13 protein-coding genes are annotated in these 13,259 nt (G+C 34.7%); 8 read left to right on the top strand and 5 right to left on the bottom strand.

Going from position 1 to position 13,259, the window contains the following annotated elements:
* Positions 1-302: 302 nt before the first annotated feature.
* The 6 genes from AC3II9_RS14360 (at position 303) to AC3II9_RS14335 (ending at position 5,379) form a co-directional block, all read left to right on the top strand.
* Positions 303-1,010, top strand: a complete 708-nt coding sequence (locus tag AC3II9_RS14360) for a response regulator transcription factor (RefSeq protein WP_489156483.1) — start codon at positions 303-305, stop codon at positions 1,008-1,010.
* Position 1,011: 1 nt separating this feature from the next.
* Complete coding sequence (locus AC3II9_RS14355; RefSeq protein ID WP_489156481.1) at positions 1,012-1,947, top strand: sensor histidine kinase; 936 nt, start codon at positions 1,012-1,014, stop codon at positions 1,945-1,947.
* Between the two features lie 94 nt (positions 1,948-2,041).
* Positions 2,042-2,965, top strand: a complete 924-nt coding sequence (locus tag AC3II9_RS14350; protein WP_489156479.1) for an ABC transporter ATP-binding protein — start codon at positions 2,042-2,044, stop codon at positions 2,963-2,965.
* 52 nt (positions 2,966-3,017) lie between these two features.
* Positions 3,018-3,656, top strand: coding sequence for an ABC transporter permease (locus tag AC3II9_RS14345; protein ID WP_489156533.1), 639 nt, complete (start codon positions 3,018-3,020; stop codon positions 3,654-3,656).
* A gap of 45 nt (positions 3,657-3,701) precedes the next feature.
* A complete protein-coding gene (locus tag AC3II9_RS14340; RefSeq protein ID WP_489156477.1) occupies positions 3,702-4,595 on the top strand; it encodes a DUF4097 family beta strand repeat-containing protein in 894 nt (297 codons plus the stop codon).
* Positions 4,596-4,734: 139 nt separating this feature from the next.
* Positions 4,735-5,379, top strand: coding sequence for a CPBP family intramembrane glutamic endopeptidase (locus tag AC3II9_RS14335; RefSeq protein ID WP_489156475.1), 645 nt, complete (start codon positions 4,735-4,737; stop codon positions 5,377-5,379).
* Between the two features lie 170 nt (positions 5,380-5,549).
* Here AC3II9_RS14335 and pdxR read toward each other — a convergent pair whose 3' ends face one another.
* Positions 5,550-6,953 (bottom strand): MocR-like pyridoxine biosynthesis transcription factor PdxR, encoded by a 1,404-nt coding sequence (gene pdxR / locus AC3II9_RS14330; RefSeq protein WP_489156474.1) that lies wholly within the window; start codon positions 6,951-6,953, stop codon positions 5,550-5,552.
* Positions 6,954-7,070: 117 nt separating this feature from the next.
* Between pdxR and AC3II9_RS14325 the strand changes: the two genes are divergently transcribed.
* The gene (locus tag AC3II9_RS14325; protein WP_489156472.1) at positions 7,071-8,030 is read left to right on the top strand and encodes a proline dehydrogenase family protein; all 960 of its coding nucleotides are present in this window, start codon (positions 7,071-7,073) and stop codon (positions 8,028-8,030) included.
* A gap of 154 nt (positions 8,031-8,184) precedes the next feature.
* Here AC3II9_RS14325 and AC3II9_RS14320 read toward each other — a convergent pair whose 3' ends face one another.
* On the bottom strand, positions 8,185-8,967 hold the full coding sequence (locus tag AC3II9_RS14320; protein WP_489156469.1) for a TSUP family transporter: 783 nt from the start codon (positions 8,965-8,967) through the stop codon (positions 8,185-8,187).
* Positions 8,968-9,072: 105 nt separating this feature from the next.
* Between AC3II9_RS14320 and AC3II9_RS14315 the strand changes: the two genes are divergently transcribed.
* Complete coding sequence (locus tag AC3II9_RS14315) at positions 9,073-9,858, top strand: TrmB family transcriptional regulator (protein WP_489156467.1); 786 nt, start codon at positions 9,073-9,075, stop codon at positions 9,856-9,858.
* A 179-nt stretch (positions 9,859-10,037) separates the two neighbouring features.
* Here the strand turns inward: AC3II9_RS14315 and AC3II9_RS14310 are convergent, their stop codons facing one another.
* From AC3II9_RS14310 to AC3II9_RS14300, 3 genes are all read right to left on the bottom strand, one after another.
* Positions 10,038-10,364 carry a YnfA family protein gene (locus AC3II9_RS14310; protein WP_489156465.1) on the bottom strand — a complete coding sequence of 109 codons (327 nt, stop codon included), beginning with the start codon at positions 10,362-10,364 and terminating at the stop codon, positions 10,038-10,040.
* A gap of 178 nt (positions 10,365-10,542) precedes the next feature.
* Positions 10,543-11,511 carry an acyltransferase family protein gene (locus AC3II9_RS14305; protein WP_489156463.1) on the bottom strand — a complete coding sequence of 323 codons (969 nt, stop codon included), beginning with the start codon at positions 11,509-11,511 and terminating at the stop codon, positions 10,543-10,545.
* 425 nt (positions 11,512-11,936) lie between these two features.
* On the bottom strand, positions 11,937-13,205 hold the full coding sequence (locus AC3II9_RS14300; protein ID WP_489156461.1) for an MFS transporter: 1,269 nt from the start codon (positions 13,203-13,205) through the stop codon (positions 11,937-11,939).
* Between the last annotated feature and the right edge of the window lie 54 nt (positions 13,206-13,259).

Below are 13,259 nucleotides of genomic sequence, written 5' to 3'. Positions count from 1 at the left end.
AGTGGAGACGAAGAAATCTCCACTAATTTACATTTCGTTTTATTGTATTTGAATTTCCATAAAAATAGTAAAGAGGAAATGAATACAGGTATAATAACATTCGCTAAAACCTCTAATAGTACATGGATTCCGAGCCCAGTAAATAACTGCCGCAATGTTTATGCACCGATAAATAATTTCAGAAATAGACTGTCCCTAATTTTTACGATTTCTTTTGATACATAAAAGACATGAGTATAATGTAAAATAGCTGTTAAACTTCAATTAAATTACTTAATCAAGGTGTAAAGGGCGGGATATATTTGAATAAACGAATCTTAATCGTAGAAGATGATCATGATATAAGCACTATGATTCATGAAACTTTAGAGAAAAACGGATTTACGGTAACAGCTGTTTTTGATGGAGAGGCAGCACTAAAAATAGTAAATACACAAAACTTCGATTTGATCTTACTAGATCTTATGCTTCCTAAATTAGATGGCATAGAATGTTTAAAATTAATTAGAACTAAAAGTACGATTCCTATCCTAATCATGTCTGCCAAAGGAGAGGATGTAGATAAAGCTTTAGGACTTGGGTTTGGTGCAGATGATTATATATCCAAACCCTTTTCGATGATTGAATTAATCGCGAGAATTAAAGCCCTTATTAGAAGAACAACGGATTATATGTTACCAACCAATCAACAGGAGATTAGACAAAATGATTGTCTTGAAATTGGGGATTTAATCATTGATATAAATAGCTTTTCTGTGAAAAAACATAATGTCGATGTAAAACTCACCTCAAAAGAATTTCATATTTTAAAGCTATTTATCAGTAGGCCAAATCAAGTTTTTACAAAGTCTATGCTATATAACCTCGTATGGCAAGAGGAATATTATAAAGATGAAAATGTCATCAATGTACATATTCGACGTCTTCGAGAAAAAATCGAAGATGACCCTTCCCATCCCAAATATATAAAAACTTTATGGGGAATTGGTTATAAGCTGGGGGAATTTTAATATGACTTATTTAGCTCTTATTTTATTTATTTTCTCTCTAGGACTGAATGTATATTTCTTTCACCAGCGTAAAGTACATATAAAAGAGATTTACTATATCGAAAAGAAGCTTCAAGAAACGATTAATAATAACACGCATGAAAATTTATTATTGTACACAAATCATCAGCACATCCAAAAATTATTACTGCAAATAAACCGCCTTGTAGAACATAATCAAAAAACGGTGGCTAATTTTCATAAAATAGAAAGATCCATGCGAAAGATGTTATCTAATATTTCTCACGATCTTAGAACACCTCTTACTGTTGTGCTTGGTTATATCGAAATGCTAGTACATGAAGAACACATTACTGAAGAAAAAAGAAAATCCTTACTACATACGGTTCATTTAAAAACAGTAGAAGTCTTAGATTTAATTAAACGCTTTTTTGAACTAGTTAAGCTTGAATCTGAAGATAGTAAACTTGAAATTTCAAAAGTAAATGTGAGTGAACTATGTCGAAAAATCATTCTAGATTATTATGAGATTTTAACAAAGAAAGAATTTGAAGTATCAATTGAAATACCCGAAGGACATATGTTTGTTTTAGGAAACGAAGACGCTATCCAGCGTATAGTCCATAACTTAATTTCAAATTCAATCCAGTATGGAGCAGACGGGAAAACAATTGGGTTCAAGCTTACTTATCGAAACGACTATGTATACATAGAAGTATCGGACAATGGAAAAGGAATTACAGAAATAGACCGGGATCGTGTCTTTGAACGACTATACACAATGGAGGATTCTAGGAACAAGCTTTATCAAGGAAGTGGGCTAGGTTTAACTATTACGAAAAGATTAGTTGAACAATTAGGAGGAAATATATTTTTAGATAGTACCCCCTACCAAAAAACTACATTTACTGTTGAATTAAAGCGTGTTTCTTTTTAATCCATACTGTGGCTTAAGATTTTTGTAAGAAATGGGTAATAAAAAAGAAACATCCTATCAATAGAATAGAAAGAGTAGAAGGGAGGCGCGGCATATGACTTATATTATTCAAACAAATAATCTCACAAAAATTTACCAAGGGAACGCCGTCGTATCAAATGTAAATATGCATGTAAAAAAGGGTGAAATTTATGGATTATTAGGCCCGAACGGTTCCGGTAAAACGACGATTATGCGCATGATTATGAATTTATTGAAACCATCAAGCGGAGAAATTCTCGTCCTTGGTGAAAAAGTAACATCGACATCTTACGAAATGCTAAAAAGTATGGGTAGCGTTATTGAATATCCTGTTTTTTATGACAAATTAACGGCAAGAGAGAATTTACAGCTTCATTGTGAATATATGGGTTACTACAACACAGATGCGATCAATTCTGTTTTAAGTATGGTGCAACTAAAAAATTTTGAAGGAAAAGCCGTAAAAGATTTTTCTTTAGGGATGAAGCAACGCCTAGGTGTTGCAAGAGCTATTATAACGAAACCAGAAATTCTCATTTTAGATGAACCAATAAATGGACTAGATCCTCTAGGAATTAAAGAATTTAGAAATCTTTTCCAAATGTTAAGTAAAGATTATGGCATGACATTGTTACTATCTAGCCATATTCTTGGCGAAATAGAGCAGATTGCCGATACTATTGCGGTGATCAAAGGTGGGCAGCTTATTGAAGAAGTATTAATGGACGATATTCGTCTTCAAAATACAGAGTATATCGAATTGAAAACGGATGATGTAAAGAAAGCAGCCTATGAAATACATGATAAATTAAACATTTCTAACTTTAAGGTACTTGATGATACAACTATTCGTATATATGACCTAAACACACCACAAGGAGAAATATCGAAGACACTTGTATTAAATAATATTTTAGTTGAATCTATAAATAAAAAAGATCACACCTTAGAAGATTACTTTTTCAAGATAATCAATGGAGGTAGAATAAATGTTTAAACTTATAAAACTTGAGATAAAAAAATATAAACTGTTCAATTATTGGAAAGGCGTGCTTTTGGCGAATATCGGATTCATTGCCTGCCTACTTATGATTTATACTTTGGAAAAGTTAGACGAGAACGTCCCTTTTGAGGATTTTGAAATGGTCACACTTATCATGAGTTCTACAATACGTGCAACATTCGTTATTTTCGCATCTGTACTTATTGTTAAGTTAGTAATCGATGAATATAGAAATAAATCGATTAATATCATGTTCACCTATCCAATTAAACGTAAACAAATCATGCTGTCTAAGTTAACTATTATTGTCACTTTCACCTTCCTAACCGTTATGTTGTCTACAGTGTTTATGAATGGGCTTGTCTATGTACTCGATTTATTTTTCGACCTTATACCAGGCGAAATCAAAATAGAAGCACTTACTAAAAGTATCGTAACTGCATTCTTTCATGCTCTTGCTACTGCTGGACTGAGCCTTATTCCTTTATTATTTGGAATGCCTCGAAAATCGGCACCAGCTACAATTGTTTCTTCTATTTTCCTCGTCTCCCTAACTAGTTCTACAAGCGACAATTTTACTCTGTTTTCCATTATCGCAGTTCCTATTTCCCTTGGGTTGTTTGGTTTACTAATAGGGTATTTATCCATTAGAAATATAGAGGAAATAGATGTAACGGTACCCTAGTAATAACTCTTTAAAGGGATTAGTTGAAGAAAAGGGGAACAAGAGATGAAAAAAGGAATAGTAGGGCTGTTACTCATAGCTTTTTTAGTAGTTCTCATCGGCTTTTTGTTTAAAAAGGAGTACTTCACATTAGTGCCCCTACAGGAAGAGAAAATAATTGAACTCGATGATATAAAAATAATTAGCTTTCAAACAAACGCTACTGACATTGAAATTACTTCAGGTTCCTCCAATCACATATTAGTGAAATTAGAAGGGAAAATCGCTCAGTCATTTAAACATAAATACCATATAAATATTGAAGAGCTTAATAACCAATTAAAAATATCATTCTTGCCAAATGCCGATAGTTTAGGCATTAAATTTGGAGGTGAAAAGGACTTAACCTTACAAATTACATTACCTGAAAGAACTTATGAAGAGTTGTTAGTACAAACTACTTCTGGGGATATTAATACTGAAAATATAACCGCTAAAAATATTGAAATCATATCTGATTCTGGAGATCAAATCGTCAAAAACTTGAATACCACAGCGGTTAGTTCCATGATGTCTACTAGTGGTTCAATCAAAATTGAACATGGCGCAATGGGAAACTTCTTGATTGAGTCTATTAGTGGAGATGTAGAGATGCAGGAATTAATCTCTCAGAGAGGACAAGCTAAAACAAGCTCTGGAGACATAACTGTGGGAATGAAAAAAATCTTAAATGAATTAGATATTGTGACGACGAGCGGAGATGTTGAAGCTACTTTTGAGGAAAAACCAAAATCACTCAAAGTAGACTTCAAAGGGGATTCTGGAAAACCAAGTATTCAATTGGAGGATATAATCTCTAAAGATATAGGAGAAAATCATGCCATTGGCGTAATTGGCGAAGGTGATAAGACCTTAACCGTTACAACTACTTCTGGGGACTTCACATTAAAACAAAAATGAAGTTTGTTCTTAATCAATGTAACCAAGGATAAACTACTATTACTGATAGTTTAAAACCCAAATTAATTAGAACTAATTCAACTAAATATAGTACAAAAAGATAAGTTTAAAGACTTATAGGAAAGAGGGGGAAATAAATTTGGCTAAAAATAAAATTATATGCTTGGTTGCAATAGTAGTCATGGCTATTGTTTCTTTTTCTAATTTTTTTGGGGTTAATATTGCTGGTTTATCTGTTATTGTTGGTATTGCATTTTTCTTTATCAATAGATTTTCGAAAAGAAATGTTACTTCTGATGATAGTTTAAATGTAAAAGCTATCGGTACTAATTTAAAAGACAAATCAATTTGGTTTTGGATTTTTTCACCAACTATTATGAACGTTATCTGTTTTACTTTAGCAACACTGTTCTTGCCTGAATTCATAGAACACATTTATAACAGAACAGAATTTGTGATTTCGCTTGATAAAATATTATTACTTGTTCTTCAACTTGCCATTTTTGCAATAGGTGAAGAAATTGCATGGCGGGGTTTTTTCCAAAAACAATTAAGCGGGTTATTACCAATAATTCCAACTTTAATTTTGACTTCGATTATATTCTCATTTGGTCATTTCGCAGCCGGAAATATTGCTGTAGTCAGTTATGATATTTTCTTCATCTTCATAAATAGTGTTCTATACGGTGTTGTATTTTACAAAACAAACAATGCTTGGATAAGTGCTATTTCACATTTTATTGCTAATCTGTCCGGTGCTATCGTCATTATATTATTTTTTTAGATAGATTAATTTCGAAACTAACGTTTGGTTTAATAATAAAGGGGACTTCACCATCGTGTGATTCTTTCTATATTTGCATTAAAATTAATAATATTATTCAACCTAGCTTACAAATAAAAAGGCTAATTTTTTTCCTACCTTTAGGAGTTAATCAGCCTTTCTTTTCGTCGTTAACATCTATAGATTGCGTTATACAGCCTAGTGACACCCTCTTTTATTTCCTCATTATTTAAATGCCCATAGCCTAAAATAATTCGATTAGGATGGTTTCCTTTTTCAATTGTATGATCTTCTACCGGATATACTTTCACACCCGCCCGTTCGATTTGTTTCAGTGCTTGAATTGAAAAATGGAAGTCTGGCACTTCAAGAATAAGGTGTAACCCCGTCGAATAACCGAAAATAGTAATCTTGTTCGAAAATGTAGCTTTAATACAATCAATCAGAAAATCTCTGCGCTTTTTATAAATTTTTTTCATCTTTGTAATATGTCGTTCTAAATAGCCTTCCTCAATAAACCGAGTAAGGACAAGCTGATCGACAGAAGGGGTATGTAAATCTGAAAACCATTTTAGCCTTCTACATTTTTCAACAAGATGCAAAGGAAGAATTAAATACCCTATTCTAAGAGCTGGTGATAAGATTTTACTAAATGAACCAACATATAATACACGATCCGGCTCTAGTCCCTGCAGTGAACTGACGGGTGAACCTTCATATCGAAACTCACTGTCATAGTCATCCTCCACCACATAACAATTTATTTGTCTGGAGTACTCAATTAATTGAATGCGTCTTTGAATCGGTAACGTTCCACCTAAAGGGAACTGATGGGAAGGCGTCACAAAAACAAACTTTGGGTTTGTATGTACTGGCAACAAAGATGTCTTCATCCCATATTCATCCACAGGAATGGGGTAAAGAGCTGAACCTGTAGTTCTAAAAATCGTTTGAATGTCATCCGTGATGGGGTCTTCCATGACGACTGTATCATCAGGAGATAAGAGCAATTTAGAAACAAGCATTAATGCTTGCGTTGCCCCAGACGTAATGACAATCTGTTCTGGGTGACAATTCACTCCTCTTGTTTTCAATAAATAACGTGATAAAGCCTTTCTTAATTCTGGACGTCCTTCAGGAATATCATAGCCGAACATCGCATTTGATGTATCATTCCATACGGCATAAGACAATTTCGCCCATGTCTTACGCGGAAATAAATCTAATGCTGGAATCCCTGAACGAAAGTTGATGATGTGATCATCTTCGTTTGTATCGTCCTCCAAATTGAAAGCGTGAAATAAAGGCGGCTTTTTAGGTGGCTCTAAAAAAGTTCCTTCTCCTACAAATGTCCCTGAACCCGTTCGGGAAGTTAAAAAGCCTTCCGCCATTAGTTGATCATAAGCTTCTAATATGACATTTCTAGACACTTTTAACTCACCAGATAGTTCACGTGTTGAGGGTAATTTTTCTCCAGCTTGTAATTCCCCCTTTAAAATTCGTTCTCGTATTTGTTGATAGACTTGTCGAATTAACGGTATATCTAAAGATCGATCAATAGGTATCCACAGCATCTGTACATTTCCCCTCCACTAAAATTGGCACTATCAAAAAATGAAATAAATGGTACTAATATAGACCAGTTTATCATGATAAAGTGAACTCAAATAGGAAAAGGGAGATGTATAATAATGATGAATCCAGAAATTCAATTCACCCAAGCACTGAAATCCGTTGCACGAAATGAACAGATTAAATCCCACATTCAACAATCGAAGGAGCTCTATCCGCTATTATTAAAAGCCGCACAAAGATTTGTCACTGGCGAAAAGAGAAAAGATGGGATCGTCATAGCAAAAGAACTGATTTCAAATGGCTATTCTGTTTCATTGGAATATATAGGGGAAAATACGACGAATTTAGAAGAATGCCAACAAGCAAAACAGGAATTTTTAAATCTGATTGAAGAAATGGGCACTATGTCTATGCAGCAAACGGTTTCACTAGATCTTTCGCATATCGGGCTATCTGTGAACCCAGATACAGCCTATCTTCATTTACTGGAGATAGCTAAAAAAGCACAAGAATACGGCATAACCGTTATGATTAGTATGGAGGAATCATCGAAAACAAACGATATTCTGACTATCTATAAAAAAACAACAGAGCAGTACCCTAATGTGGGAATCACTATACAAGTACATTTATTTCGCTCAAACGATGATCTTCAAGAACTGATTCACTATCCTGGGAAAATACGACTTGTCAAAGGCGCTTATCAAGAACCTTCTACTATTGCGATGGCTAGATCAACAGATTTAAATGATCGTTACCTCCAATTTGTAGAACAATTACTCGATGCGAATCATCCAATATCCATCGCCACACATGATGAGACACTTATTCAAGAAATAGAACATCGTCAATACTTCAAACAGCCACAGGTAGAAATAGAAATGCTCTACGGGATACGTCCCGATTTGTTAAAAGAGTTAAAAAATAAAGGATACAACAGCAAAGTATATTTAACTTACGGAACAGAGTGGTACTTGTATTTATGTCACCGTATAGCTGAATATCCAGAAAACCTCTATCTTGCAATAACAGATATCATCCAACCTTCTTCGACAGACATAAGTAAATTCTATTGAAAGCACATCTAACTACTACTGTGACCATCATCTTGTTATTGTCTAAATGAAACATATTTTTATGCCTACTAGAGACTCCCTATCATAAAAGGGGCGCCCCAACCGTAACTTTGGGACGCCCTCTTCTACTTCTTTATCAATTAAATAAACATACTTATTTCGAAATATACGTTTGAACATAGTCATAAGCATTTTTAATAAGCATCGTCACTGTAACGGTAATAAATAATAATCGGACATAATTACTTCCTTTTTTGATAGCAAACTGTGAGCCACAAATGGAGCCGACTAATTGTGCAATCCCCATTGGAATACCATATGCAAAATTGACTTGTCCTAAAATGATAAACATTATAAGCGCTGCAATATTACTACCGAAATTCAGAAATTTTGCATTCCCCGCTGCTGTTAAAAAGTTAAAGCCCATCATTAAAAAAGCGAAAATTAAAAAGGAACCTGTCCCCGGTCCTAAAAACCCATCATAAAAGCCAATCACAGTAATAACACCGATAAACAAAATCCATTTTCCTCGTGACAACTGCACTTGTTCTTTTTGTTGGGTCCAATCTTTTTTTAAGATTGTGTAAACAGCCACACCCGCTAACATGATGAGCATTAACGGTTTTAATACATCTGGATTTAGTAGATGTACAATCCAGGCACCTATCATTGAGCCAATAAATACAAATGGGAAAAATTTAATAACTGATTTTAAATCCAGCTTCCCCGAGCGATAAAACATAATCGTACTTGTCAATGAGCCGACTGTTCCCGCTAATTTGTTCGTCGCCACAGCCGTAGCTGGTGGTAATCCTGTAAACATTAATGCCGGTAAGGAAATTAAGCCTCCTCCTCCAACGACCGAATCAATAAAAGCAGCTAAAAAACCAAATACAATTAAAATTATTAAAATCGTAGGATCTAATTCAAAAAACATTCTTTATCCTCTTCTCATTAGTTACTACCGAAATAGTAACTAATGAGTGCTTGCTTGTAAATAGTTTTGTTTCCGTTAATATTAAAAAGAGACGAGGTGTTTTTTATGAATGCATTAATCAATCAATTAAAAAGTATTGGCTTTAATGAATATGAATCAAAATGTTATATTTCGCTTGTAAAATTAGGGGCTACAACCGCCTATCAAGTGAGTAAAAATTCAGGTATTCCTCGCGCACGCATTTATGATGTTCTCGACAACTTAGTACAAAGAGGAATTGCTTTAAAAGAAGAATTGCCTAATAGTACAACCTATTCCCCTTTACCTGTAGATGTATTTCTAAAAAAAACGTCGATGGAATGGGAAAATACGTTCAACACATTAAGGAAAGGGCTAAAAACTTTAGAAAATAACGAAGTGAAGTTAGATAATCGTGTGATTACGTTGAAGGAGCGGGAAACGATTATCAGCTATTGCAAAGAATTAATTAGTAAAGCCCAAAAGAAAATTGTCCTTTCGATGTGGGATGATATGTACGAGTTATTAGAAGAAGCGTTACAAGCCGTGGATGAACAGATTATCATTCAAGGGATCACATTACATGTACAAAATCCAGTGAAACAACTGGATATTCACCGGATTACCCCTTTTACAGAGGCCCATACGAGCGCCCATTGGTTTATTTTATCAATTGATTCAGAAGAAATGATTTATGGTCCATCATTAGAAGACCGAGCGATTGCCTTTTATACGGATGACCCCGTTCATATTTATTTATTGGAAGATTATATATGGCATGATGTGTTAGTGAATCGTCTTATTCGACGATATGATGAAGACTTAGAAGGATGGATTACGAAAGAAAGAAAGCGTTTCTTTATGCAGGAATAAGAATTTAGGTGCTATTTATGACTATCCGATGTTGCACTGAGGTCCATTTCAATTTTCGCAAAACATTTGCGCCAGCTGCACTTTTCATATGAGCACCGTCAGCATATCGGCGGTGTTCTAGGCTAGTGTTCTCAATACAGCTTTACCAAAAGCATCTAGCCCGAACAATCACTGCTTCTTTATGATCGTGGTGCTAATAGCATGACTGCTACACCGACTAAGCATATCCCTGCACCTAGCCAATCATATAAATCTGGTGTTTTTTTATCAATGCCCCATCCCCACAGGACAGAAAGCACAATAAATACGCCTCCATAGGCCGCATAAACTCTACCGAACGATGGAAATGATTGAAATGTAGCCACTACACCGTATAAAGCTAAGGCGATTCCTCCAAATACACCCCAATAAAACGGTTTGCCTTCTCTTAACCATAACCAGATTAAATAACCGCCACCTATTTCTGCTATGCCTGCAAGTACAAACAAAACAATCGCATAAATCATGTCAAACTAACTCCTTTACACTCTTTCATTCATGTTTATTGTAACCTATCTCATATTGAACAAGCTTGCTCTGTTAGCAAAAGAAGCACCACTATGTTTGAACACCTGCTGAAAGAAGTTAAAAATATACTAAAGAAAGGAGATGTCTTCTCAGACGTCCCCTTCCCTCACATAACTATTATTTTTTATTCACCGTAATTAATGGCGCAGTTACTCTCCACACCCAATTACTCGATAGGACATATACAATGAGAAAGGCTATGGCAAACAAAGCCATATAATTCCCTGTATCTTCTATCCATACATAAATGTCTGTTTCTTTAAATGCTCTAATGATAAATAAATGTAATAAGTAAACCCCTAACGTTTTACCGCCAATATTTGTATAAAACTGATTTTCCGTAGGGACGAGCGATAAGAAAATATATGTGCTTACTATCATTAACACATATATAAATAATCTACTTAAGACACTTGATTCCAACAGCCCATAGCTAATGTCTTCATATGGTACTCTTCCAAAAAACCATTCTTTCCACCGCACATCTCCGTATAGATAAACAAATACAATCAGTGTACCAGCTAACATACTGGCAACCCGTACATTCCATTTATTTTTCATCTTTACAAAGTTTTCACGATTTAAGTAATAGCCCATTAAAAAGAAGGGGAAGAAGAAAAATGTTCTCGATAGTGATAGCCACTCGTTTACTTCACTCACATAACCTACTAATAATGATACAATTATCGATACTACAATCATCCCTTTATGACTACTAAATACCCATAGCATCATTTTCCACATAATCATGCTCACTAAAAACCATAACGCATAGCGTGGCTCAAAAAACTCAAATTGTACATGATCCCCAAAAACGTTCCTATAGTAAAGGGTATATAAAATTTGGAATATAACATAAGGTAACACTAGCGTTTTACCTAGTTTCTTTATATCATCTAGACTTTTAATCTTTCGAGAAAAGTGACCCGCTATTAAAATGAAAGCTGGCATATGAAATAAATAGATGACTAAATACAAAGTATCTACATATTGGTTTTCATTTAAATAGCCCGACATTAAATGCCCTAATACAACTAAATAAATTAATATAGCTTTTGCGTTATCAAAATATGCTGTTCTTTTCATGATGTTTTCCTTTCAGCCATACATTCTACCATAAATTCGCGAGATTCCATGCGCCAATTATTTCCTAACTAAAAAGAAAAAGATTTCATTTTTCTCTAGTATGGAGGATCGTAGAATTGAAAAATAATCCCCCATCATTTCACGTAAAATAAGTTCATTTTAATGTTCCAGCCTAATAACGATTGACTTTAAAAATTAGCCTAAATTCACTGTAGGATTTTGACTGGATAGGAGGCTAGCTTTTGCTCGTGCCGGTGGATTTTGACCGGATACAGCGACGATATACACGCTATAAATGGCCACAGTTTTAAGATACTTGTATAAATAATCAAGAAAAAATCACCCCAATGCTAAGCATGATAGCAATGGGATGATTTTAATGAAACTTATACTAACTTATCTATTTATTGTGCACGAAAGTGTAATTACTTCCACATGCCTGCTTTTTCTAATTTCTTTTTACCTTTAAATGCTACTACTACTAATAGTGCATTTAAAACTAACATGAAGGCAAGTGCATATAGCACAAATGTATAGCTACCTGTGAATTGATAAATAAATCCGTATCCAGGTAACGCAATAATACCTGCAACTGCTAAACCAATCGCTGCAGTAGAGTAAATTTGACTGTAATCTTTTTTACCAAATAAAGCAGTTGTTAAAAGTGGACCTAGTGTACCTAGTGATGCTACAACAAACCCAAAAATACCAATAGCGACAGTAAATAATGTTGGGTTTTCAGGAACTGTTAGGAAAATACCAACCGGCACTAAACCTAATAGCATGCCGAATACGGCTGTATTTTTTGCACCAATTTTATCACTTAATACACCAAACGATAAAGCACCGATTAATACACCGATCTGCATTGCACCTAGTGCGCTACCAGCAAATTTAATATCATAGCCAACGCCCATTGCGAACGGCGCAATATGTTGACTGAAGCTCGCAATCGATGTGATGATGAAGAAGAACGATAATAATGCGTAAAATGCGCTCGATTTTTTTGCGACTGCCGCTGCTACACCAGTTAATGTTTCTTGTTGTGCCGTAGCATTTTCGTTCGTATTCACTTCATCCATACCTAATGGTTGTAATCCTTTTTGTTGGGGAGCCATTCGAATGACTAATAATACGATTGGAATGATCACCGCTGCTACACCTAAACCTAAAGCAATATACGTAAATCTCCAGCCTTGCGTAGCAATTAAGTTCCCCGCAAACGGTTGAATAATGGCACCAAATACACCACCGATTGCTACCATGATCCCGATTGCTAAACCATTATGCTTCTTAAACCAGTTATTGATTAATACAGGGCCTGCCATTTGTGTAATAAAAATCGAACCAATTGCCATTGGAATCGAGAATAAATACCAGCCCCACACAGAGCTCATAAAGCCGAACATGGCGAACGAACCAGCCATTAATACAATCGAAACGATTAAAATTAATCGTATATCATATTTCGCCATTAACTTACCTGCAATCGGTAAGAAAATCATTGTAACAATAGAGGCAATACTAAAGTATAGAGTTAAGCTCCCCATACCAATACCTAAATCTTCCGTAACAGGTGTTAGGAATAATCCACCTGCAGTCGAAATACCATTTTTACCTACACCGACCATAATTGATACAGCAATTAATAACCACCAAGCGTAGTGGATTTTTTTCTTTTGTTGTTGAGTCATGATGTAATCCTTATCTTCTAATTTTTTTATGACCATGTCGTCTAAACGACACGG

It is taken from the genome of Lysinibacillus sp. RU7 (genome assembly GCF_057837305.1).
This window is presented reverse-complemented; position numbering and strand designations above follow the sequence as displayed.

Excerpts from the sequence above, each read along its gene's own strand:
- AC3II9_RS14355 (WP_489156481.1), top strand. The coding sequence starts at position 1,012 with ATGACTTATTTAGCTCTTATTTTATTTATTTTCTCTCTAGGACTGAAT.
- AC3II9_RS14350 (WP_489156479.1), top strand. The coding sequence starts at position 2,042 with ATGACTTATATTATTCAAACAAATAATCTCACAAAAATTTACCAAGGG.
- AC3II9_RS14340 (WP_489156477.1), top strand. The coding sequence starts at position 3,702 with ATGAAAAAAGGAATAGTAGGGCTGTTACTCATAGCTTTTTTAGTAGTT.
- pdxR (WP_489156474.1), bottom strand. The coding sequence starts at position 6,953 with ATGCTGTGGATACCTATTGATCGATCTTTAGATATACCGTTAATTCGA.
- AC3II9_RS14325 (WP_489156472.1), top strand. The coding sequence starts at position 7,071 with ATGATGAATCCAGAAATTCAATTCACCCAAGCACTGAAATCCGTTGCA.
- AC3II9_RS14320 (WP_489156469.1), bottom strand. The coding sequence starts at position 8,967 with ATGTTTTTTGAATTAGATCCTACGATTTTAATAATTTTAATTGTATTT.
- AC3II9_RS14315 (WP_489156467.1), top strand. The coding sequence starts at position 9,073 with ATGAATGCATTAATCAATCAATTAAAAAGTATTGGCTTTAATGAATAT.
- AC3II9_RS14310 (WP_489156465.1), bottom strand. The coding sequence starts at position 10,364 with ATGATTTATGCGATTGTTTTGTTTGTACTTGCAGGCATAGCAGAAATA.
- AC3II9_RS14305 (WP_489156463.1), bottom strand. The coding sequence starts at position 11,511 with ATGAAAAGAACAGCATATTTTGATAACGCAAAAGCTATATTAATTTAT.
- AC3II9_RS14300 (WP_489156461.1), bottom strand. The coding sequence starts at position 13,205 with ATGACTCAACAACAAAAGAAAAAAATCCACTACGCTTGGTGGTTATTA.